The sequence below is a fragment of the Parvibacter caecicola genome, from assembly GCF_003725335.1.
Lineage (GTDB): Bacteria > Actinomycetota > Coriobacteriia > Coriobacteriales > Eggerthellaceae > Parvibacter > Parvibacter caecicola.
Genome location: NZ_QIBY01000003.1, coordinates 107,300 through 128,417, shown reverse-complemented (window position 1 = coordinate 128,417; position 21,118 = coordinate 107,300). Strand labels below are relative to the sequence as shown.

The following is a 21,118-nucleotide window of genomic DNA, read 5'->3' as shown; positions in this document are numbered from 1 at the left end:
GCGGCCCGCGTTTACAATGGTGGCTGCCTGAGATGGGACGAAGGAGAAAAAGGCGCGTGGAGGAACCGCTCACAGAGGACATGCTGGCCGAGCTTTTGAGCGCTCCCGATCCGCGGGCATTCATGAAGAAGGCCACTGCGGGCCAGCGCAGCCTTTCTGATTATCTGAACGAACTGCTGGAGGCGAAGGGACTGAAGCGCGCGGCGGTGGTGCGGGCCGCCGGCATAAACGAGACTTTCGGCTACCAGGTTTTCACGGGCACCCGAAAAGCCTCGCGGGACAACCTGCTCAAGATTGCCTTGGCCATGGGCTGCACGTTGCGGGAGGCAAACCGGCTGCTGAAGGCGGGTGGCGTGAACGAGCTGTACTGCAAAAACCGCCGCGACGCCATCATCATCTTCTCGCTTTCCCAGGGGGCTTCGCTGCAGCAGGCGGAAGAAGACCTGTACCGATTCGGCGAAGCCACTCTCAGCTAGTGCTCCCCATGCTGATGTTTTGCCCGCTGGTCTTCTGTCGAAAGCGGGGGGGGGCGTTCCTTTTTTCCCAACGGACGAAGGGGGACGCTTCCGCTTGCAGGGTCTTGCCCAGGGGGCCGGCAATCCCCGGATGCCATTTGGGCCCAAGCGACCTGCGGATTTGATACCATGAACTCCATGGAAAACGATCCCCTTGCCACGTATCTGAATGCCCTGGAGCGCGATGAGTGCTATCGCGTGGAGAAAGTTTTGAAGGAAGCCCCTCATGAGGTGACCGAGCTGGTGTACCTTGCTGGCGCGGGCGGCGCTCAGCGAGGGCCTTTCGTGCGCAAGCGCATTCGCAGCGAGGCGGAGATGGGGAAAGGGTACGCGCATCTTTTGGAGGCCCAGCGGGCCGGGCGCCACTTCTCGCACCTGCCTCATATCTACGATGTGCACCAGCGCGATGGCGAGCTAGTGGTGGTGATGGAGTATGTGGAGGGCTGCACACTGCGGGAAGAGGTGTACCGCCGCGATCCTTCGCCCCAGTTGGCGGCCCAATGGTTTCCCGCGCTGTGCGATGGGGTGGCGGAGCTGCACGGTTTGGCACCGGCCCCGCTGATTCACCGCGACCTGAAGCCCACCAACATCCTGGTGGGCAACGGCAAGCTGACGGTGATAGACCTTGGCATAGCGCGGTCGTTCCGCGACGGGGCCGAGGCGGACACCACCCATTTCGGCACTCGTTCTTACGCTCCGCCAGAGCAATTCGGCTACGGTCAAACCGATGTGCGCAGTGATGTATACGCCATGGGAATGATTCTGTATTACCTGCTCACCGAATGCGATCCTTCGCCAGCGATGGTGCGGGAAGGGTTCGCCGACGAGCGAATTCCCGCACCGCTGCAGGCGGTGTTGGCCCGCGCGTGCGCCTTCGACCCTGCTGCCCGGTACCAGACGGTGGGCCAGTTGAAGAAAGCTTTTCTTAGCGCGATGGCCAAGCTGGAAGCTGTGCAGGGGAGGGGCAAGTCGGTTGGTCCGGCACCCGGCGGTTCGGGGCCGGCTGCCCCGAATTCAAGTGGCCCGAAGCCCCATGCGGAACGCCCTGAAGCTGCCCCGTCGCGCCCGTCGCTTGTGGCGGGCATGGTGTGGAACGGCGCGCTGGCCCTGGTATGGGCGTTTTTCGTGGTGGTGGCACTGGTGGCCATCTTCGTTCCGAACGTGGGAGACGCCTCGCTGCCCCTGTGGTTCCGTATTCTTGAATACGGCGGAATCTTCGCGCTGCCGGTTACGGGCATTGCATATGCTTTGTTGGACAAACGCTGGCTGCGGCGCCGCATCTCGGCCCTTGCTGGTCAAACATTCCGAAAAGGCCTGGTAGTGGGCTTAAGGCTTGTGGCTGTGGGTGCCATTGTGCTGGTGGCCTGCATCTTTTTCGTGGCCTGCGGCGTGGTGCGGCTGCCTGGTGCTGGCGCTTAAATGTCGCGGGCCTTACAGGCAGGCGGCTTCCTGCGCGGGGGCGAAGACTGCGAATTGGGGCGCGGGTTCGGCCATGGAGTTGGTGGAGTCGTGGTACACTGCCACGGCATCGGCAGAGATGCTGCGGGATATAGCCGCCGCCACCTCAATTAACCTCTTTTTCGGCGAGGAAGGGGATTGCAGCGAGAAGTTCCTTTAAGCAGCGCGGTTCATCGCCAGCGCCTACGTCGAGGTGATAAAGGAGTGGCTGCGGTCGGGCATGACCATTTCGCCAGAGGGGATGACCGAGTGGTTGTTCGAGTTTTCCTCTTCGGGAAATAAAATATTGCTGGACCTGCTGCAATAGGGGAAGCGCGGTGCTGAGCTGGGAAAAGCAACCGGAAGGCGCCGGGAAATTTTGAAAAAAGATGCCGCAAGTTGGTGGAGCCGGCCCGTCGCAACCGATAGAGTGAGGGCCGTTGATCAACTGGAATGAGCCCCTGCGGCCCGCGCCTGTGAGACGAAAGTGAGACAGAGGAGTGAGACAGAGGGACGCCCCTAATGTCTCCCGCCTTATGAGACATTAGGGACGTCCCTCTGTCTCACGGGGCCGACTACGAAAAGAAAGCGATAGCACAATGAGTTTCCGCGACAACCTGCAGTACCTGCGCGCCACCCACTCTATGACCCAAGAGCAGCTGGCCATGCTTTTGGGGGTGAGCCGCCAGTCGGTCACCAAATGGGAAGCCGAGCGCTCCTACCCTGAAATGGACAAGCTGCTGAAGATGTGCCAGATATTCGATTGCAGCCTGGACGACTTGGTGCAAGGCGACCTCACCGTCCAGGCCCCAACGGCGGCGGCGAAGGCGAAGGCCCGGGCTATGCGCGAGAGCGCCGGCGGCCCGCCGCAAGACGTGTGCGGCTACGATGAGCACATGCGCCGGTTCTCGCTGCAGCTTGCTCTGGGCTGCTTCTCCATCGTAATGGGGTCGGCGCTGTTTTGCTGCATCGCCGGGCTGGGAGAGCTGTGGGGCAATGCCAATTTAGAGGCGCTAGGGATGATTCCCCTGTTCGTAGGCATTGGCGTAGGCGTGGGGCTTTTGGTGATTGCATCGTTTCAGCATGTGGAATTTCAGCGCAGTCATCCTTTTTTGGAGGACTTCTACACGGCCGAAGATCGCCGGATTGCCCAGCAGCAATTCGTGTGGTACCTCGTCGGCGGCCTGATCTGCATCTTCGCCGGCGTAACGGTGTGCGTTTACTTTGACAATGCCCCCGATGTCCAGCAGCAGGTGGCGGCGTCGGTGCTCATCGGCGCAGTGGCGGTAGGGGCGGCCCTCATCGTGCGCGGCAGCATTATGCTGGGACGGCTGAACATTGCCGGCTACAACGATGCCCGCGAGCAGGCTATTGCCGAAAGTGATTTGGGGAAGGCGCTGGCCTACGAGGACACGGCGGCGCTGCGAACCATGTACAGCGACCAGCAAATTCGCGATCTTCTGGGCATGCCCGACGCGTCGGAGGAGGAAGTGGCCCGCGCCCGCGCCCGTTTGGAGCGCCGTCGTCGCAAAAGCCAGCTGACCGGCGGTTTGTGCGGCGTGATCATGGTGGTGGCCACCATCGTAGGGCTGGTGATGCTGTTGGTGCCCGGCTACCGCAGCCCTATGTTCTGGATGGCGTGGGTGATCGGCGGCCTGCTGTGCGCCGTGGCTTCCATCGTCGTGCAAACCTTTGTGAAGGACCAACCCAGCGAGTAGCGTGAGGCGTTGGGTGTGAGACAAAGGGACAACTCTAACGTCTCATGCGAATCATCGCATGGCTCAAAGCGCAAGGAGGGAGTGCGTGAGACATTAGGGACGTCCCTTTGTCTCACCGGCGCTTTCGCATGACGCTGGCGAAGATGGTGGCGCCTACGAAGGCCACAGCCAGGATGACGATGCTGATGATGATGGTGTGGGAGAAGCCGTAGGCGTAGGCGGCGGCCTTGGTGGCCCCGGTGGCCATGAGATGGTCGGCATCGGCGGACATGATGCCCACGAACAGGGCCGACCCTACCGAGCCGGCAATCTGCACCAAGGTGGAATGGATGGAAGAGCCGTGGGAGTAAATGGCCGCCGGCAGCGCCCCCAAATCCACCGCCTTAAGGGTGGGGAACACCAGGCCAACGCCGATATAGGAGGCTGCGGCGCAGGTCACAACCGCAAGGGCTATGCCTACAGAGGAGAACACCTGCATGGCCACGAACCCCAGCAGTATCAGCAAAAACCCGCCGGGCACCAGCGGCCAGATGCCGTACTTGTCCTCGATGCGGCCCCCCACGAAGCAGGCGCCGGCGTAACAGAGGATGGGCGTCACCAGCAGGCAGCCGGCCACGAACGCCGTGTAGCCGGCTGCTCCTTCCAGGTACAGCGGCACCAGCAGGCTCATGTAGATGGAGCCCATATACCCCAGCATCATCAGCATTTCGCCGACAACGAAGCGCGGATGCCGGAAGGGACTCAGGTTCAGCAGCGGTGTTTTGATGCGGAACTGCCGCCATGCGAACAGCGCCAGGACAACGGCGCCGCCGATCATGAATGCCAGCGAGGGGAGGAAGGTGCGGGTGATCTCGTTCAGGCCGTAGATGAAAAGCCCCAGGCCAGCGAAGCTCATCACCACGCTGGGGGCGTCGATGGGGCGGTTCTCCCGCTGGTAAATGTCATGGAGGAAGAAGAAGCCCAGCACCAGCAGCACCACCGACAGCACCGCCGGCACCAGAAACAGGCTGCGCAGCCCCGTGTAAGTGATCAGCAGACCGGCCACAAGCGGGGCGAAGGCCAGCCCTACGCCAATGGCGCCGCTGTTGATGGCCAGCATGGTGCCCTTTTTGCCCTTGGGGGCCATGGTGAGGATGACGCTGGTAACCACGGGGAAGAACAGTCCCACCGTGAGCGCCTGGATGAGGCGGGCCGCCAGCATAGAGAAGAAGTCCCAGGCGAAAAAGCCCAGCAGCGAGCCCACGAGGGATGCCAAGTAGCCGAACCCCATCACGCGGCGGATGCCGAAGCGTTTCAAAAGCGATGCCGCCATGGTGATGACGGTGGCCGCTACGATGGTGAAGCCCAGTACCATCCAGTTGGCCACCGAAAGGCTGACGTGGAACTCGACCGCCACGCCGTCGAGCGCGATGTTCATGAGCGATTGATTGAACGAGGCCAGCAAGTTGCTGCCCAACATCAGCGCCATCATCACCCACATGGCGCGGCCGGTGGGGATGGTCCCTTTAGCCACAGCGTCGAGAGCCCCCTGGTTGGGGGTGGCAGCCGGCACGCCGGCGGAGTTCACGGCCGGCGCCGCGGGGGCCGGGGTGGCAGCGGGTGCGCCAGGTGCCGCGGTTGTCGCAGGCGCGGTGGCGGTTTCGGAGTTTTCGGTGGCTCTCGTTTCAGTCATGGACAGGCTCCTTAGAGCAGGGGTTTCACCCAACTCTAATTCCCGGCCGCCCCAATTCGCCCCGGCCCTCCGCGATGTTTCCGCCGCGGCACAGAACCGATAACCGCAGACAGGCGCGAGCGTTGGCTGGCTGTTTGAAAACGATTTGGAATACCCAGTTCAGAGGAGAGTTGGTGAAATAGCTGTACCCTTTTGAGCGCAAAGAATGTGCCCACCTTGCGAAGGGCGGGCACGCTAAAAAAGGCGAAGCAGCCAAGTGGGCGATCGCGTGGTGCTGTGGGTTTCATTGACGTACGTTTTTGCGTACGTTATAGTGATTTCACTGGATTACGAAAGGGGCTCCCATGACCTCCATCACTGCCACTGCTTTTCGTCAGAACATCTACCAAACCATCGCGCAGGTGAATTCGAACTGTGCCCCCATTGCCATTACTAACAGCAAGGGCAAGGGCGCAGTGCTCATTGGCGAGGACGATTGGGCGGCTATCGAGGAGACGCTGTATCTGGCGGGGGTGCCCGGCTTGGTGGAATCCCTGCAGGAGGGAAGGGCCGAGGCGCTGGTTGATTGCGTGGCCGAAGACGCGCTGGAGTGGTAGCCGTGTACCGCGTGGTGTTTGCCAGGCAGGCGGCAAAAGATGCGAAGAGGCTCAAGGCTGCTGGTCTGGATGGAAAGGCGAAGCAGCTGGTGGAAGTGGTGCGGCACGACCCGTTTGGAAGACCGCCGGCTTACGAGGCGCTGGTGGGCAACCTTCAGGGGTTGTATTCCCGGCGTATCAATTTGCAGCACAGATTCGTGTACGAGGTAATTCCCGAAGCCGTTGAAGAAGACGGCCAGAAATACCAAGGCACGGTAAAGGTGCTGCGCATGTGGACCCACTACGAGGGCGTGCAGCTGTAGCAGAAACGCACTGGGACAGTGCGTTTCTGCATAGTTGGGCCCTGGAAAAGGCAGGGCGTCGGGTTATTACACTTCGCGGCAGTTGAGGAGGCGGACGCCTTCGGAGAGGGGGCCGCAGGCGAATTCGGATGGGCTGATGGCGTAGTTCGGCTGCGTGATTTCGGGGTCTGGCATCATGCCCACCTGCTCGGTAACTGCAGGGCTGTCGGACAGCCGGGCGTACACGTCGAACCCCAGTGCCCGCTGCGGGCACGCCTCCACGCACACGGGCCCCAGCCCTTGGTCGATGCGGGCTTGGCAGCCGTCGCACTTAACCGTTTTCCCAATGGCCTCGTCGAAGCGGGGGGCGTGGTAAGGGCAGGCCATCATGCACGATTGGCACCCCACGCAGGTGTCGCTGTTCACCACCACGAAACCGTCTTCGCCTTTGGCGATGGAGTCGGAGGGGCAAAACCGCAGGCAAGCAGGATTAGAACAATGGTTGCAGGACATGGACACGTAAAATGCGAACACGTCTTGCTGCCAGCTGCCATCGCTGTTTTGCTGCCAGTTGCCGCCAGCGAACTCGTGGATGGTGCGGTAGGCCACGCCGGCCCCCAGATGATGGTAGTCCTTGCAGGCCATTTCGCAGGTGCGGCACCCAGTGCAGAGGTTCTGGTCGAAGGAAAAGCCGAACTGGCGCCGCTTGGAGCTGCCTTCTTTGGCGGAGGCAGTCGGCTGGGGTTTAACAGTCATAGCCGCGCGCCCTCCCTTCTGTTTGCTCGGCGGGGGTGAGGGGGCGCAGCCGCACGAGACAGCTGTTTTGGCCGTTGCCCCTGGCTATGGGGCTGGGGCGAAGCGACGTGAGGGTGTTGGGGCAGCCGCCCCAGTCCAGCCGCGAGCCTTCCATGTCCGCATCGTGCCACGCCCCGTTGGGCAGGGCCACCACGCCCGGCATGATACGGGGCGTTAGGTGCACGTGGGTCACCAGTGCGCCACGTTCGCTCTCAACCACCACGGCCTGCCCGTCGGCCACATTGAAGGCGGCGCCGTCGACGGGGTTCACTTGCAGGGCGCGGGGCATCACGGAGTCCATGATTTCCAGATGGGCCAGATTTGAGTGAATGCTCTGGTGGCCGTGATAGGTGATGAACTGCAGGGGAAACTGGCCGGCCCTTGCCGCTTCGGGGCCCTCGGCGGCGGGAACGTAGGCGGGGATGGGGCAAATGGCCTGGCCCTGCGGGAGGTCTGCGGTTTTGGCCAGGCGAGTCAGCGCCGCGGAATACACCTCCACCTTCCCCGAAGGGGTGGGCAGCGGGCAGGCCGCCGGATTGCGGCGGAAGGCCTCGTAGGCGCAGGGGAGGGATTTGCGGGGCGCCCGCGTTTCGGCCTGGTCATTTGCGTCCGAACCGCAGGGCCCGGATTGCCCTTCTTCGCCAGCCGAGGTTTCGGCAAGCAGGGCGAAGGCCTCCTTCCGGTGATGCTCCAGCGGACCGCTTCCTTCCAAACCGCTGGTGAAACGGCTTTCAACCCCCAGTCGTTGCGCCAGTCCCAAGCCTATTTCCCAACTGGACATCCGCTCTGCGGTGTGATGGTTCCACGCATGCCCTTGCCGCACCATCGCCAGCCGGTCGCTGTAGCCGGCGGTCACAATGTTCTCCTGTTCCCCCAGAGCAAGCTCGGGCAAGATGATGTCGGCGTAACGGGCGGAATCGGTCAGCACCACATCGCACGCCACTATGAACTCGCACAGCGCCTCGTTGAATAGCAGATCGTGGGTGGCGTTGATGGCGGCGTGCTGATTGGTGAGGCAGTTGCTGCCGTAAAGGACGATCATTTTCAGGGGCGCCATCAGCTGCGGGGCGCCCTGCAGCCCGTGTGCTGCGGTGAAACCGGTGCCGCGCGTCAGCGCCTCGGTCCACATGAACGCCGGAAGGGAGGCGCGCACGGGGTTTTCGCCGGCGCCGGGAAGCTGGGTGTTGTTGGGCCGCATCGGTTCGCGCACGCCACTGTTGGTGCCCGGCTTGCCAAAGTGGCCGCTGGCCAGGGCCAACAGGCAGATGGAGCGGGCGGTTTGCTCACCGTACTCGCTGCGCTGCGGCCCCCATCCTTGGGTTATGAAGGCGCTCTTGGCTTGGGTCAGGCGCTGGGCGAGGCGGCGAACGACGGGGGCGGGGCAGCCGGTTACCGACGCCGCCCACTCCGGCGTTTTCGCCACGCCATCGGGGCCAAGCCCCTGCAGGTAGGCGTAATAGCTGCTGCCGCTGGGCGCCCCTTCGGGGAGGGTGTCCTCGAAAAACCCTACGCAGCCCTCGCGCAAAAACACTTCGTCGGCGTTGCCGTCCTCCATCAGCTGGTAGATGACGCCGGCCACAAAGGCGGCGTCGGTGCCGGGGCGGATGGGTATCCACAAATCCTCGGGGCTACGCACTTCGGCGGTGTGGCGCGGGTCGATGGAAACAACGGGCAAGGGGCGTCCGTCTTCGGCGGCGCGTCGCCTCAGTTGGCTGAGGAAAGGGCCGCTCGCGGCCCCTCCTTGACGAGTTGTGGAGGGAGAAGACCCGAACAGCACCAGCAAATCGGAGTGTTCGAGCTGTTCCAAAGGAGAACCGCTCAGGTAGCCGTCGTCGCCGAACAGCGCCATAGCTCCGGCCTGCAGCTGGGCGCTGCTGTAATCGGAATGAAAGCGCAGGTGCCCGCAGTAGCAGTTGACTGCGCGCTCGATGGGCGATTCCCCCATGGCGCTGGCGCCGGTGCCGAAGGGAAAGAAGATAGCTTCGGGCCCGTAAGTTTCGGCAATGCGCTTCAGCTGCGCAGCCGTCTCATCGAGGGCTTCATCCCAGGAAATGCGCTGGAACTGGCCGGAGCCGCGCGGCCCGGTGCGTTTGAGCGGGTAGTTCAGCCGTTGGGGGCTGTGCACCCAATGGCCCCAAGCCCGACCGCAGAGGCAGGCGCGCAGGGCGGGCAGGTTTTCGGAATCGGGGGCGTTGTCGGTTTCCACCCAGGCCACCCGGCCGTCTTCCACCTGCAGCCGCAGTTGACAGCGGCTGCCGCAGTTGAAGCCACAAGATTGAAGCACCGTCTGGCGAGAAGGGGCCGCCATGCTAGCCCTCCGCCCCTGCGAGGGCGGCATCTTCCGCCTGCAACCAGTGCTTGGTGAGCATCAAGAACTGCCGCTGCTCCAAACGGTCGCCGAACAGCGATGACAGCAGCACGAAGATATCGTCTCCGGCGGAGCGCACGGTATCGGCGCCGGCCGCAGTGAGGCAAAACAGGATGCCCCGCGCGTCGGAGGGATCGGGGATGCGCTGGATGAGGCCGGCTTCCTCCAGCCGCAGCGACGCGGTGGTGACATAAGAGCGCCCCACCCGCAGGCAGGCGGTAACATCGCGGGCCCTCAGCTGCTTTTGCCCCCGGTGTTTTTTCGGGAACAGCTCTAACAGGAAGCGGAAGTCGGTGAGCGAAAGGCCGCAGTCCTTTTTCACCACCTGGCACATGGCCTGGTGGATGGCGCACAGGGTGGTGATTTTGGGAATGGGGCCCCAGTCGGCGGGGCGGGGACCGCTGCGGAGGGCGAAATAGCTGCCCGGAACCACAAGCGCGTCGCCGACGATTTGGGACAGGTAATCCTGCTCATGGGGGCTGAGGGGTTCCAGGCATCGGCGCCCCCAGGTTTGCACCGCCACCGACGCCCGGATGAGCGCGTCTTTTCCCTGGGCTGTGATGAGCGGGACGCCGCCCGGCCTTGGCTGCACCAGGCCGGATGCCGCAAGCGCCTCCAGCGCGCCCTTCACGTCGTCGGGGCGCATGGATGCCGCAAAGGCCAGGCGAGCCGGGGTGGCGTCGCAGGTCTCCGGCATGGCCAAATGGGCGAGCACGCGGTACTGGACCACGGTGAGGCGCGGCGCCAGGCAGCGGGCCAGCCCCTTCTCGAACTTAGAGATAACGGCGCACCACAAAGTTACCAGGTGCGCCTTCCGGGCATCCATCGGCGGCTCCTTGCATGGGGGCGGGGCGTCGCCGCAAGGGCGCGCCCCGGCAAAGGGCCCGCTGGCGGGCGGGCCGAGATTCAAGGGTGTCCATTATAGCCGATGGAGGGGGGATGGGCGCGGGCGAGAAGCCCGAGCGCCTCCCCCTCGGTGTTCCGTCTGAGGGGCTATTGGTCGTTGCGGGCCTTTTCCGGCTTGATGAGGAAGCCGGCCAGCACCAGGAAGCCCAGGGCCACCAAAGCGATGACGCCCACTACCACCAGCACCTCGATGGGGGTGGGGGCATAAGAGCTGAGCACGGCGAAGGAGGCGGTGCCGGTTTCCCGAATGGCCTCGCTGGAGCCGCTGATCAACCCCGGCGCCCCCATCACGTTGGGGGTGATGAACGCGGTGAACAGCAGCCACACCCGCTTGCAGAACACGCCGGCCACCACCAGCGCGCAGGCCACGTTCACCACCGCCGGCTTCTGGCGGTTCTTCGCGAACACCAAGATGCAGAAGGGCACCAGCAAACCGCCGATCACCTCGAACCAGAAGAACGGGGCGGTGGCGCCGAAGAATAGCTCGTTCAAAATCACGGTTGCCCCGTGGGTGCCGTTGTAGGCCATGGTGAGCAGTTCGCAGAAAATGAAGAAGGCGTCAACCGCGATGCAGGTGGCCAGCAGGCCCGCCAGCGACGCCATGAGGTCGCGGGAGGTGTCGAAGATGCGGGCCTTCTTCAGGGCGGAGAGCACCAGCAGCAGAAGGGCCAGGCCAGAGTCCATGGCGGAGGCCACGAAGATGGGGGCCAAGATGGCGGAATGCCAGCCTTCCTTCGCAATTTCCAGACCGAAGATCCAGGCGGTTACGCTATGCACCAGGATGGCGCAGGGCAGCGCGAAACGGGAGGTGATGGAGATGGCACGCTGGTTGTTTTTGGCCATGAACACCAGGTAGCAGATGTTGATAACCAGGTAGCAGGTGATAACGCACACGTCCCACAGCAGGGGAGAGGTGGGGTTGGGGCCGGTTGCAAGGCGCCATACCCTCTGCACGCCGCCCAGGTCGATGAGTACGAACATGCCGGCCGCGCAAATGCACACGGTGGAAAGGATGATGGCCGGCAGCGCCACTTGCTTGAATTTGGCGATGTGGAACACGCTGGCCGAGGAGGCAACGATCAGGCCGCCGGCGGACAGTCCCACGAAGAACATGAAGTTGGTGATATAGAGGCCCCATGAGGTGCCGTTGTTCATGCCCGTGGCGGTGAGGCCCACCATGAGCTGGTACACCCAGCAGCCCACCCCCACAACTACCAGCGCCGCCAGCAGCGCCGAGATGGCCTTGTATCGCTTGATGAGTTGCATGGCTTCTCCTAATCGAAATAGCGGACCGAAGGTTCGGTGCCCATGGTTTCCAGCAGTTGGTACGCGTGGCGCTCAAGCACCAGACGGGAGATTTCGCTTTCGGGGTCGTCCAGGTCGCCGAAGATGCGGGCATGGGCGGGGCAGCACACCACGCACATGGGGGCCTCGCCGGCATCGGTGCGCTCTTTGCACAGGGTGCACTTCTCTGCCACGCCCTTGGGGCGCACCGGCACGTCGGCGCCGCCGTAATTGGCCCCGGTGGTGCGCACCGGCGTCTGCCAGTTGAACACGCGGGCGTTGTAGGGGCAGGCGGCCATGCACATGCGGCAACCGATGCACTTGTCGTAGTCGATTTCCACGCGGCCCAGCTCGTCTTTGTAGGTGGCGCCGGTGGGGCACACCCGCTGGCAGGCGGCGTTCTGGCAGTGCTGGCAGGCCACCGGCGTGTACACGCGGCTCACGTTGGGATAGCTGCCCTCGGCGCCGTCCACCACGTCGCAGTTGCTGGTGAGCACGCGGTTCCACAGAAGCCCCTCGGGCACGTTGTTCTGCATCTTGCACGCCATGGTGCAGGTGTGGCACCCCACGCAACGGTCCAGGTTTATGGCAATGGACAATCGGGTCATTCCTTGTTCCTCCTTAGGCCTTCTCGATTTGCACCAGGGTGTCCGAAAACGGAATCACCGGACCGCACATCAGGGCCCCGCCCCGTTCGATGAGGGTGTCGTTGGTGGTGCTTTGTAGGTTGCCCGCCACGTTGTACAGGGCGGTGGCGGCCTCGTAGATGCGGGCCGTGCCGGGGCGGATGGCGCTGTTGGCGGCCACCTTCACCTCGAAGCTGCCGCGGTTGTTGAACACGCGCACCGTGTCGCCGGTTACCAGGCCGCGGCTTTCGGTGTCTTGGGGGTTCACCATGATCAGCGGCTCGTACAGCAGCTGCAGCCAGTCGGCATCGTAGAACTGGTTGTGGATGCGGAAACGGGTGCGCACATTGGACAGCTGCAGCGGGAATTGGCGCCGCAGCTCCTGGTCGGCAATTTCAGTGCAGGGCTCCCACTGGGGCAGTTCTTGGCCGAAGTCCACCAGGTTGTCGTAGTACACGTCCATGCGGGTGGAGATGGTGGGGAACACCAGGTCGGGCACCACTTCGCGAATGGTGTCGCGGTCGGGCACCGGCCATACGGCGCCGGCTTCGGAAATTTGCTGCACGGTCAGTTCGGCCACCCACGGCTCGGGCGAGCTGGCCAGCACGGCGTTGCAGCGGTCGGTGGCGGTGGGCGGAAGGCCCGCTTCCAGCCCCAGGCGCTTGGCAATCTCGCGGGTGATCCACAGGTCGGTTTTGGCCTCGAACAGGGGGTCGATCACCTTTTCCTGGATGACGATTTGGCTGTAGCCGCCTTTCACGTTGCCGAAGGGTTCGTCGTATTCGAAGCGGCTGGTGGCCGGCAGCACGTAGTCGGCCCATTTGGCCCCTTCGGTGAAGTAGGGGTCGATGGACACCACAAAGTCCAGCGTGTCCACCCAGGCGGTGAGGTTGTCCATGGCGGCCACGTGCTGGGCCACGAAATCGCCGCAGAAGATGGCGCCGTGCACGTTGTTCTCCTTGAAGGGCATGTCGTAGAGGCTCACCGGAGAGGGGATCATGGCCCAATCTTCCGGCATGGCCCAACCGCCCAGCGCCACGCCGTAGCCGTTATAGGAGGGGCCCACGTACACGCCCACGCCAGCGCCGGGCTTGCCGATGTTGCCAGTCAGGGCCACCAGCACGGCCGCCGCATGGCCGGAGATGTCGGCGTTGGTCATCTTGTCGTTGCCGCCCCAGCCCAGCGCCAGCGAAGAGGGCCCCTCGGCGTACTCTTCGGCCAAGGCCTCGATGCGCTGCTGCGGAATGCCGGTGACGCCGGCGGCCCATTCGGTGGTGTAGGGGCGCTGGGTTTCCAGCAGCAGGCTGTAGGCGGTAACGTATTCGGTGCCGTTCAGGGTGATGCTTCCCTCCAGCTGCGGGTTGTCGCAAAGGTCGTAGCGCTGCACCTTGCCGCTTTCGCCGTCAATCACATAGAAGGGGTTCTGCTCGCCGGTCTCCGGCACTGCGGGGGCGGCCCCGTCGGTGGTGCCTTCCGCCTGGTTGCCGCCGATGGCCAGCGGGCCAATCTCGCCGGCGCCGGCGTTGGGGTTGGTGGCGAAGTTGGCTTCGTCCACCTCGATGGCGGCATCGCCGTGGTGACGGGCAAGCTGGCCGGTGGTGGCGTTCACCAGGAAGGGCAGGCTAGTGTGCAGCTTCACGAACTGCTCGTCTACCAGGCCCTTGTCCAGAATATGGGAGGCCATTCCCAAGAACAGCGCGGCATCGGTGCCCGGCTCGATGGGAATCCACTCATCGGATTTGCAGGCGGTGGTGGAGTAGTGGGGGTCTACGGTTACCATGTGGGCGCCGGCCTCTTTCGCATCGGCGAAGGTGAAGGCGTTGGGCAGACTGGACTCGCAGTAGTTGGATCCCACGGTGAGAACCAGCTTCGACCGCTGCCAGTCGCGGGCCTCCGGCGCTCCCATGGCGAAGCCGCCGCCCAGGCCAGTGGCGGGGTCGAGGCCGTTGCCCACTCCCACGTCGATGCCGGTAAGGCCGCCGTCTTGCGCCCCCAGCATGGGGCCAAGGAACCCGAAGTCGGCTTCGGAGGTGGCCATCACCAGCAGGGAGTCTTTCCCGTGAGCGCTCTGGGTGTCTTTGATCAGGGCGGTTATTTCGTCCAGCGCCTGGTCCCAGCTGATGCGCTCGAATTCGCCCGCGCCCCGCTGACCGGTGCGCTTCAAGGGAGCCTGAACGCGGCCGGTGCCGTAGATGTGCGAGATTTCCGAAATGCCCTTGAGGCAGATGGTTTGGAAGTCCGGGTTGCCCACCCCGTTGGGCTGAATCTTCACCAGGCGGCCGTCCCTTACGGTGCAAGCCAGGGCGCACATACCGCCGCAGTGGCTTTGGTGATAGGTGCGGGCGATGGTCTCGCTGGGCTCAGCGTGGGCCGTGGCTTGAAGGCCCCCCGCCAGCAACATGCCGGTGCCGGCAGCCCCCAAAAGCCCCGCCGCAGCGGCGGTGGTTTTCAGGAAACCCCGGCGGCTCAAGCGGTGCTGGGAGATGAACGAATCGGTCATTTCTCCTCCTTCTCCTTTTGATGGAAATGATTGCATCAACAGGTAAAAGTCTAGGGGAGGAAAAGGGGTCGATTCAAGGAAACAACTTTTGGCTAATAGGCCCGTGAACTGGGAAAACAAAACTTTTTTAGCGGATTTCAGTGAACAAAATGCAACAGCGGTTTTCAGGGCGCGCGATGGGGTGCAAGCATTGGCCTTGCCGCCCTTTGAGGCGGCCGCAACGGCGTTACCCGCGCCGCACAGCTTAGCGAGATGCCGCGCTCGCTTCGCTTGGCGCTTCCAGCGGTACCATGTCCAGCCGCAGTGTTTGCTCCACCACTTTCATCAACGCCTCGTCCGGGATTCCGGGTTGCACCTTCACCAAGCCCACCATGCCAAAAATCACCAGACAGAACATCTCGAACACCAGCTCGATTTCCACTTCGTGGAAGGCGGCATACTCGGCGGCGATGTGGCTGCTCAGGCATTCGGCGGTTTCCCTGGTGGCTCGCACGTCAAAGGCATCGCGTATGCCCAGCTCTTCCAGCACCGCGATCATGGGGCGCGGCCGGCCGGAGGCATCGTAGAGCGCGTAGCGAAACAGTCTGATGCACTTGCGAAGCGAGCCGGCAGTGTCGCCGAACGCGCGCGACTCGTTCCATACGATGACGGTTTCCACGAGGTCTTCCACGTAGTCGTCCACTACGGCGCAAATCACCCTTTGTTTGCTGCCGAAGTGGTAGTACACCAGCTCGCGGGTCACATTGGCCGCTTTTGCAATGGCGGCCACGGTGGTCCTCGCAACGCCCTGCCGCTCGAACAACTGGCGAGCGGCGGCCACGATGGCGCCCCGCGTTCCCGTGAGGCGCCGTGATTCCCGCAAGGATTTCCTCGGCGGTCGGGGTGCCGATATGGCTTCCGCCAAAGAGGATGCGAAATGTTGAGAGGTGGCCATGGCGCCCCTGTTCCCTCGGTTGGTAGCTGCTAACAGGATAGCGAAATCAGCGTTTTCACAAAACACATCGCCATGTAAAAACTTCTGGATGCCGCGCATGGTAGACTGCGGGCAATGATGCCCCGGGGAGGGGGCAAATTAAGAGGAAGGGGAGCGTCATGGGTATTTTGTATCAAGCGGCCGACCCGACGTATTGGGCCATCTGGCTGTTCGTTCTGTTCGCGCTGATGGCCTTCAACGAACTGGGCCGCGTGAAGGTGTGGTGCGGCCTGGCCCTGTTCGCCGTGTTGCCCATCGTGATGACCATTTTCGTGTGGCCCACTACCGCCGCGCCCGGCAACGAGTACGGCACCGGCACTTGGTTCAACTGGGTGAAAACCTACTCCGCCCTTGCCGGCTGCCTGGGCTTCATGGCGCTGCGCTTCGTGAAATGGAAGGGCGCCGATGGCAAAACCCACTACCTGTACGAGAAGAAGTGGGCGCTCTGCTTTCCGCCGCTGATTCTGGCCATCAATATCGCCGAGGCGGTGCTGCGCGACTTCCAGGTGTTCAGCTTCGCGCTGTGGGAGGGCGGCCTGGTGGAGAACCTCTGGACCATTTCGGGCCCCTGGAACATCATGAACGGCATCGCCGGCATCTTGAACATCATCACCATCTGCGGTTGGTTCGGCATTTTCATTTCGAAGGATTCGGCGAAGGACATGATTTGGCCCGATATGATTTGGGCCTGGATCATCTGCTACGACCTGTGGAACTTCGCCTACACCTACAACTGCATCTCCGACCATTCCGCCTACTGCGGTTTGGCGCTGCTGCTGGCCTGCACCATCCCCACCTTCTTCATCAAACGAGGCGCATGGCTGCAGCATCGGGCCCAAACCCTTGCGCTGTGGATCATGTTCGTGATGACGGTGCCGCAGTTCGCCGATGTGCTAGCGCCCATCCCCACCACCCACAACCCCACGGCCTTCTTCGTGGTTAGCCTGTTGGCGCTGCTGTCGAACGTGGCGCTGGCCGCCTACCAGTTCTATCGCGTGCGCAAGCTGAAGCTGAACCCGCTGAAGGACGAGATTTACGCCGGCACCAAGCCTTATGAGCGCATTGTGGAGGAGAACCGCTAGGCGTTTGGTTTGGGGGAAGTCCCCGATAGATGGCAGTTTGGAAAGGCTCCGCGGCACAGCGTCGCGGAGCCTTCGTTTTGGGGCCGGTGCGCTGGCAAGTTTTGGCGAAGTGGTTGTTGCGGCGCAGGCCGCGCGCGGCCGGGGGCGCGGGCGCGTGGGCCGGCATCGCACGGGGCGCAATGCCGCGCGATCTGGCGGCGCGCCTCATGGGGGTTTCGCGAGGGGAGGGCCCCAGTGCCGACTTTCCGCTATGATGGAGCCGAAGAAAGGAGCGTCATGGGCGATTTTTCCCAGCGGGTTTTCGCGGTGGTGCAGCGTATCCCCGCAGGCAAGGTGGCCACGTACGGCCAGGTGGGGGCTTTGATAGGGGCGCCGCGCGGGGCCCGTTACGTGGGGTACGCGCTGCACGGCAATCCCAACCCTGGCACCGATGAGGGTTGCATCCCCTGCCACCGCGTGGTGTTCAAAGACGGCCGCATGGCCACTGGCTTCGCCTTCGGGGGCCCCGATGAGCAGCGGAAAATGTTGGCCGACGAAGGGGTGGCCTTCGATGAAGAGGGCCGCGTTCTGATGGACCGGTTCCAGTGGGACGGCCTCAGCTCGGCCGTGCGCTCGGGCGCTGAAGGCTCTGACGCCGACGGCCCCCTAGGCCCGCCCCCCGACTTCAACTGGAAAGCCGAACTAGGGGAATAGGCCCGGCGAGTTGGTGGGCCATACGCAATGGCCCGCATGTGGGTTGCTGCCGGCGCGGGCCGAGGCCAAATGCGCCGTAACAACTATTTAAGTGAGGGTATCTCCACAGAGATACTTCAGCTATAATGAAACTATCTCCACAGAGATAGGACTCCCATGACTCGGCTGACCCTCTACCACGGATCTTCCCGGATAATCGAAACCCCTTGCTTCGGTGCGGGCAATCCGCACAACGACTATGGTCTGGGCTTTTACTGCACGCTGCATGAAGAGTTGGCCTGCGAATGGGCGTGTGCCGCCGAAGGGGCGGGCGGATTCGCCAACAAGTACGTCTTCGACAGCTCCGACTTGCGGATGTTGGACCTGGCGGCGGAGCCCTATACCATTCTCCACTGGCTGGCGTTACTGGTGGAAAACCGGGTATTTGAAGCGAAAACGCCCGTGGCCGTTGAGGGCAAGCGCTTCCTTCGGGAAAGGTATTTGCTGCCCATTGAAGAATACGACGTCATTCGCGGTTACCGCGCCGATGACAGTTATTTCTCGTTCGCGCGCGCCTTCCTTCGCAACGACATTGCACTGGAACAGCTGAGCCGCGCAATGCGCCTTGGTAATTTGGGCGAACAGGTTGTGCTGAAAAGCCCGCGGGCGTTTGAGCGCTTGCGTTTTGAAGGCGCGCGTCCGGCGGCCAGCGAAGTGTACTATCCTCAGCGGATGGAGCGGGACGAAAATGCCCGCCGGCTGTACCGCGAGGAAGCGAGCCGCTTGGGCATCGGCGGCCTTTACCTGCGCGATATCCTGCAAGGGGGCGGCAATGAGGGCTTATGACGAAAGCTATCTGGCGGACGCCCGCGAGGTGCTGGGGGAGGCGTTCGATTGCGCCGCGAATAAGGCCGATATGCCGCTGCAGAGGTTTTTCGAGCTGTTCGTGGCCACGGGTGTGGCGGACGCTTTTGGGAAGGGCTGCCCGCGCTACGTGGCGGGTTCTTCGGGCGTGGAGCTGTTCTTGGACGTGTGCTACCGGGCTGGGGTGGATGCCGGCGTGGCGCTGTGCGATGAGGTGGCCTTGGAGGAAACTCCTGAGTATTGGTGCGGCTGGGCCTTGGCCCATTGGCAGTGGAGCGCAGGCCGGCCGTTTCGCATCATCGGGCGCTCGGTGACGATGGAGCAGGTGGTGGCTCTCTATCATCCGCTGCACGAGGCTCCCGAGGAAAAGTTCTGCGAAACCATGGAGGCCCGCTTGGCGTTGGGGCCTTCGCCCTTGAGGGTGCAACGGAGAACCCGCGGCTTGTCCCAGCGGCAGCTGGCGGAGGCGTCGGGGGTGTCGCTGCGGGCCATTCAGCAATACGAGCAGCGGGCAAAAGACGTGAACCGCGCGCAGGGAGCCACTTTGCTCCGGCTAGCCTGCGCCCTAGGCTGCTCCATAGAAGACTTGCTGGAATACCCCCTGAACTAAGCCCCCCGCGGCAACGTGCTACAATTGCGGAACTTGTTTTCGATGCGCCGAAGGAGGTTGCCGTGGTTGAGATTGCCGACTTGCGCGATTGCCCTGCCAGTGGCCTCTTTTACGGCGGTCGTGCGGGGCAAAAAGAAGGCATCCTGATTGACGGGGTACCGTGGATTGCCAAATACCCGCGCACCACGCGGGATTTAGCGGGGCGGCACCTGCCCTCCTACACCTCCAGCCCGGTTTCGGAATACTTGGGGTCCCATATCTACGGTCTGCTGGGCATTCCCGTTCATGAAACCATGTTGGGGTATCGCAAGGGGAAAATCGTTTGCGCCTGCAGAGACTTCACGTTTCCCAATGCCCGGTTGTTCGAGTTTCGCGAAGTGAAGAATGCCCTGTCGGATGACGATGCCGGCTTCAACTCGGCTCCCTCTGATGGCGAGAGCATTTACTTGGGTGATGTGCTTGCGGCTATCGAGACATCGGATTTGCTGCAAAGCGTGCCCGGTGTGCTTGAGCGCTTTTGGGACATGTTCGTGGTGGATGCGTTTCTGAAGAACCCCGACCGCAACAATGGCAACTGGGGCGTGCTGATGGTGGCGCCGATGACCTACGAGCTGGCGCCCGTGTACGATTTGGGCAGCTGTCTTTTCAGCAAGCGTAGTGCCAGCGTGGCGGCACGCCGGTTGCATGACAGCGAGGCGGGGAAGGAAGACGCCTTCGGCACGAATGTGTCTTGTTACCGACTTCCCGATAGCGAAGGGGGAAGTGCGGCCATTCATCCCTTCGACTACATGGCGAAAACCAGCAATCCGGATTTGCGGGCCGCTATCGCCCGCTTTGCGGCTGCGGTGGACCTCGGGGCCATCGAGCGGCTCATCGACAGCATTCCCGAGGAGGCCTACGGCATCTCCCTCATGCCCGCTCCCATGCGCGAAGAGCACAAGCGCCTTCTGCGCAAGCGCCATGAAGAAGGCATCCTGCCGCTTGTAGGGAGGTAGGGCTACTCCCTACTCCCGTAAACCTCGCGAAGGGTTTTGATGAACGTTTCTATGGAGGGCCCTGTGTTCTGTGCAAGATGCATCTCTTCCGCTTGTATGGCCAGAGAAGGGTCGGCCGGCGGAATGATCGCGTAATTCGGGTTGTTTTCAAGGGCCGGACGCTCGCCCGCAGGCATGAGCATGAGGCAGTTTCCCAGTTCGAGATTAGAGTAATCGTACACAGAAGACGTGGCGATGGGCTTGACGGTGTGGGGTATGCCCCGTTGCTCTAGTAGCATTTGGATTTGATTCCAGGTGGGCGTGAACAGGGGGCCCGCAAGGTGGATGAAGTTGCCGCCAATCAAATCTTCCGCAGTGTAAGCTGTTTTCGCTGCCAGTGCGCTGGCGCTAGACACCACTAAGTAAAGAGGGGCGCGCCATATGGGATTTACGGAGAACAAGTCGGCGTCGTCCCACGTGGCAATGGAGCTCGAGAGGCCAAAGGCCAGCACACAATCGGCCTCGTTCTGCCGCAAGAGGGCGGCCAGAGCGGTGGGCACATTGGAGATGCAGCGCACCACATGCAAAGAGATGCTCGGGGTTTGATTGCGTAGGCGCCCGATAAGCTGCAGGGTGGTGGCGTTCTCGTTTGGGCTGCCCAAAAGCCCGCATACGTTGAGCGAGGCGGCTTCTCTCATGCTGCTGGCGGCAGCTAGCGATTCTTCGTACATCCCCCAAATTCCGAGCTCTTGGCCGAGAAGAGTGACGCCCGCTTCGGTCAGGGCAACCTCGTGACGGTCGCGCCGGAACAGCTTCACGCCGTATTCCCGCTCCATGGCGGAGATGTGCTTGCTCAGCGTAGATTGCGACATGCACAGCTTCTTAGCCGCATCGCGGAAATTCAATCGATTGCTGAGCTCAATGAATTCCTGGAAATAACGAATATCCATAGTGCCCCCATTTCCCCTTTTCTCGCTATTTTAATACCGAAGCAGTGATGCAGTGCCGCTGGGGCGATGCGTAAAAAGCATCGTGATTCAAATATGGAATCACCTCATTAGCGAATTGGGCAGTTGTCCAATTCGCGTGCATCAACAGCTCTTCCTTGGAAATCACCTTTTCCATTCTGTCCTTATGTGGGCCGATTCCGATGCACCGTTGTGGGCAATAGGCCCGTATGCTGCCACCGTCGCCAGTGCCAGCAGGTCGTTTCGGGCCGCCAGCACTGCGCAGGGAAGAGAGAAG

At 62.6% G+C, this 21,118-nt stretch carries 22 protein-coding genes; 11 read left to right on the top strand and 11 right to left on the bottom strand.

What is annotated here, in order from left to right:
* Positions 1-56: 56 nt before the first annotated feature.
* Both DMP11_RS03680 and DMP11_RS03675 read left to right on the top strand, forming a co-directional pair.
* Entirely contained in the window at positions 57-476 is a 420-nt protein-coding gene (locus DMP11_RS03680) for a helix-turn-helix domain-containing protein (RefSeq protein WP_123185154.1), read from the top strand.
* 177 nt (positions 477-653) lie between these two features.
* Positions 654-1,934 carry a serine/threonine protein kinase gene (locus tag DMP11_RS03675; RefSeq protein WP_161555286.1) on the top strand — a complete coding sequence of 427 codons (1,281 nt, stop codon included), beginning with the start codon at positions 654-656 and terminating at the stop codon, positions 1,932-1,934.
* Positions 1,935-1,946: 12 nt separating this feature from the next.
* Here DMP11_RS03675 and DMP11_RS10590 read toward each other — a convergent pair whose 3' ends face one another.
* The gene (locus DMP11_RS10590; RefSeq protein WP_257432410.1) at positions 1,947-2,078 is read right to left on the bottom strand and encodes a hypothetical protein; all 132 of its coding nucleotides are present in this window, start codon (positions 2,076-2,078) and stop codon (positions 1,947-1,949) included.
* A 67-nt stretch (positions 2,079-2,145) separates the two neighbouring features.
* Here DMP11_RS10590 and DMP11_RS10675 point away from each other — a divergent pair, with 67 nt between their 5' ends.
* Together DMP11_RS10675 and DMP11_RS03670 are read left to right on the top strand one after the other, a co-directional pair.
* Entirely contained in the window at positions 2,146-2,280 is a 135-nt protein-coding gene (locus DMP11_RS10675) for a TetR-like C-terminal domain-containing protein (protein WP_369525283.1), read from the top strand.
* A 271-nt stretch (positions 2,281-2,551) separates the two neighbouring features.
* A complete protein-coding gene (locus DMP11_RS03670; protein WP_123185152.1) occupies positions 2,552-3,670 on the top strand; it encodes a helix-turn-helix transcriptional regulator in 1,119 nt (372 codons plus the stop codon).
* 112 nt (positions 3,671-3,782) lie between these two features.
* Here the strand turns inward: DMP11_RS03670 and DMP11_RS03665 are convergent, their stop codons facing one another.
* On the bottom strand, positions 3,783-5,342 hold the full coding sequence (locus DMP11_RS03665) for an MFS transporter (RefSeq protein WP_123185151.1): 1,560 nt from the start codon (positions 5,340-5,342) through the stop codon (positions 3,783-3,785).
* A gap of 344 nt (positions 5,343-5,686) precedes the next feature.
* Between DMP11_RS03665 and DMP11_RS03660 the strand changes: the two genes are divergently transcribed.
* Together DMP11_RS03660 and DMP11_RS03655 are read left to right on the top strand one after the other, a co-directional pair.
* Complete coding sequence (locus DMP11_RS03660; protein WP_123185150.1) at positions 5,687-5,938, top strand: type II toxin-antitoxin system Phd/YefM family antitoxin; 252 nt, start codon at positions 5,687-5,689, stop codon at positions 5,936-5,938.
* Positions 5,932-6,240, top strand: coding sequence for a Txe/YoeB family addiction module toxin (locus tag DMP11_RS03655; protein WP_235869383.1), 309 nt, complete (start codon positions 5,932-5,934; stop codon positions 6,238-6,240). Before DMP11_RS03660 ends, DMP11_RS03655 begins: the two co-directional genes overlap by 7 nt.
* Positions 6,241-6,306: 66 nt before the next feature.
* Here DMP11_RS03655 and DMP11_RS03650 read toward each other — a convergent pair whose 3' ends face one another.
* From DMP11_RS03650 to DMP11_RS03620, 7 genes are all read right to left on the bottom strand, one after another.
* Positions 6,307-6,975, bottom strand: coding sequence for a 4Fe-4S dicluster domain-containing protein (locus tag DMP11_RS03650; RefSeq protein ID WP_123185149.1), 669 nt, complete (start codon positions 6,973-6,975; stop codon positions 6,307-6,309).
* Positions 6,965-9,322 (bottom strand): molybdopterin-dependent oxidoreductase, encoded by a 2,358-nt coding sequence (locus DMP11_RS03645; RefSeq protein ID WP_161555284.1) that lies wholly within the window; start codon positions 9,320-9,322, stop codon positions 6,965-6,967. The genes DMP11_RS03650 and DMP11_RS03645 overlap by 11 nt, the downstream gene beginning before the upstream one ends.
* A 1-nt stretch (position 9,323) precedes the next feature.
* A complete protein-coding gene (locus tag DMP11_RS03640) occupies positions 9,324-10,208 on the bottom strand; it encodes a MarR family transcriptional regulator (protein WP_123185147.1) in 885 nt (294 codons plus the stop codon).
* Between the two features lie 167 nt (positions 10,209-10,375).
* The gene (gene nrfD / locus DMP11_RS03635; RefSeq protein WP_123185146.1) at positions 10,376-11,554 is read right to left on the bottom strand and encodes an NrfD/PsrC family molybdoenzyme membrane anchor subunit; all 1,179 of its coding nucleotides are present in this window, start codon (positions 11,552-11,554) and stop codon (positions 10,376-10,378) included.
* A gap of 8 nt (positions 11,555-11,562) precedes the next feature.
* Positions 11,563-12,180 (bottom strand): 4Fe-4S dicluster domain-containing protein, encoded by a 618-nt coding sequence (locus DMP11_RS03630; protein ID WP_123185145.1) that lies wholly within the window; start codon positions 12,178-12,180, stop codon positions 11,563-11,565.
* 13 nt (positions 12,181-12,193) lie between these two features.
* A complete protein-coding gene (locus DMP11_RS03625) occupies positions 12,194-14,698 on the bottom strand; it encodes a molybdopterin-dependent oxidoreductase (protein ID WP_123185144.1) in 2,505 nt (834 codons plus the stop codon).
* 244 nt (positions 14,699-14,942) lie between these two features.
* Entirely contained in the window at positions 14,943-15,560 is a 618-nt protein-coding gene (locus tag DMP11_RS03620; protein ID WP_235869382.1) for a TetR/AcrR family transcriptional regulator, read from the bottom strand.
* A gap of 230 nt (positions 15,561-15,790) precedes the next feature.
* On the opposite strand from DMP11_RS03620, the gene DMP11_RS03615 reads away from it, so the two are divergent.
* From DMP11_RS03615 to DMP11_RS03595, 5 genes are all read left to right on the top strand, one after another.
* Positions 15,791-16,753: a DUF5692 family protein gene (locus DMP11_RS03615; protein ID WP_123185142.1), complete on the top strand. Its 963-nt coding sequence runs from the start codon at positions 15,791-15,793 to the stop codon at positions 16,751-16,753.
* Positions 16,754-17,029: 276 nt separating this feature from the next.
* On the top strand, positions 17,030-17,446 hold the full coding sequence (locus tag DMP11_RS03610; protein ID WP_123185141.1) for an MGMT family protein: 417 nt from the start codon (positions 17,030-17,032) through the stop codon (positions 17,444-17,446).
* Between the two features lie 156 nt (positions 17,447-17,602).
* On the top strand, positions 17,603-18,271 hold the full coding sequence (locus DMP11_RS03605; RefSeq protein WP_123185140.1) for a DUF3990 domain-containing protein: 669 nt from the start codon (positions 17,603-17,605) through the stop codon (positions 18,269-18,271).
* Positions 18,258-18,899, top strand: coding sequence for a helix-turn-helix domain-containing protein (locus DMP11_RS03600; protein WP_161555283.1), 642 nt, complete (start codon positions 18,258-18,260; stop codon positions 18,897-18,899). The genes DMP11_RS03605 and DMP11_RS03600 overlap by 14 nt, the downstream gene beginning before the upstream one ends.
* 62 nt (positions 18,900-18,961) lie before the next feature.
* On the top strand, positions 18,962-19,894 hold the full coding sequence (locus DMP11_RS03595) for a HipA domain-containing protein (protein WP_123185138.1): 933 nt from the start codon (positions 18,962-18,964) through the stop codon (positions 19,892-19,894).
* Positions 19,895-19,896: 2 nt separating this feature from the next.
* Here DMP11_RS03595 and DMP11_RS03590 read toward each other — a convergent pair whose 3' ends face one another.
* Both DMP11_RS03590 and DMP11_RS10255 read right to left on the bottom strand, forming a co-directional pair.
* Positions 19,897-20,823, bottom strand: a complete 927-nt coding sequence (locus tag DMP11_RS03590) for a LysR family transcriptional regulator (RefSeq protein ID WP_123185137.1) — start codon at positions 20,821-20,823, stop codon at positions 19,897-19,899.
* Positions 20,824-20,848: 25 nt separating this feature from the next.
* Positions 20,849-20,998, bottom strand: a complete 150-nt coding sequence (locus tag DMP11_RS10255; protein WP_161555282.1) for a hypothetical protein — start codon at positions 20,996-20,998, stop codon at positions 20,849-20,851.
* Positions 20,999-21,118 lie beyond the last annotated feature (120 nt).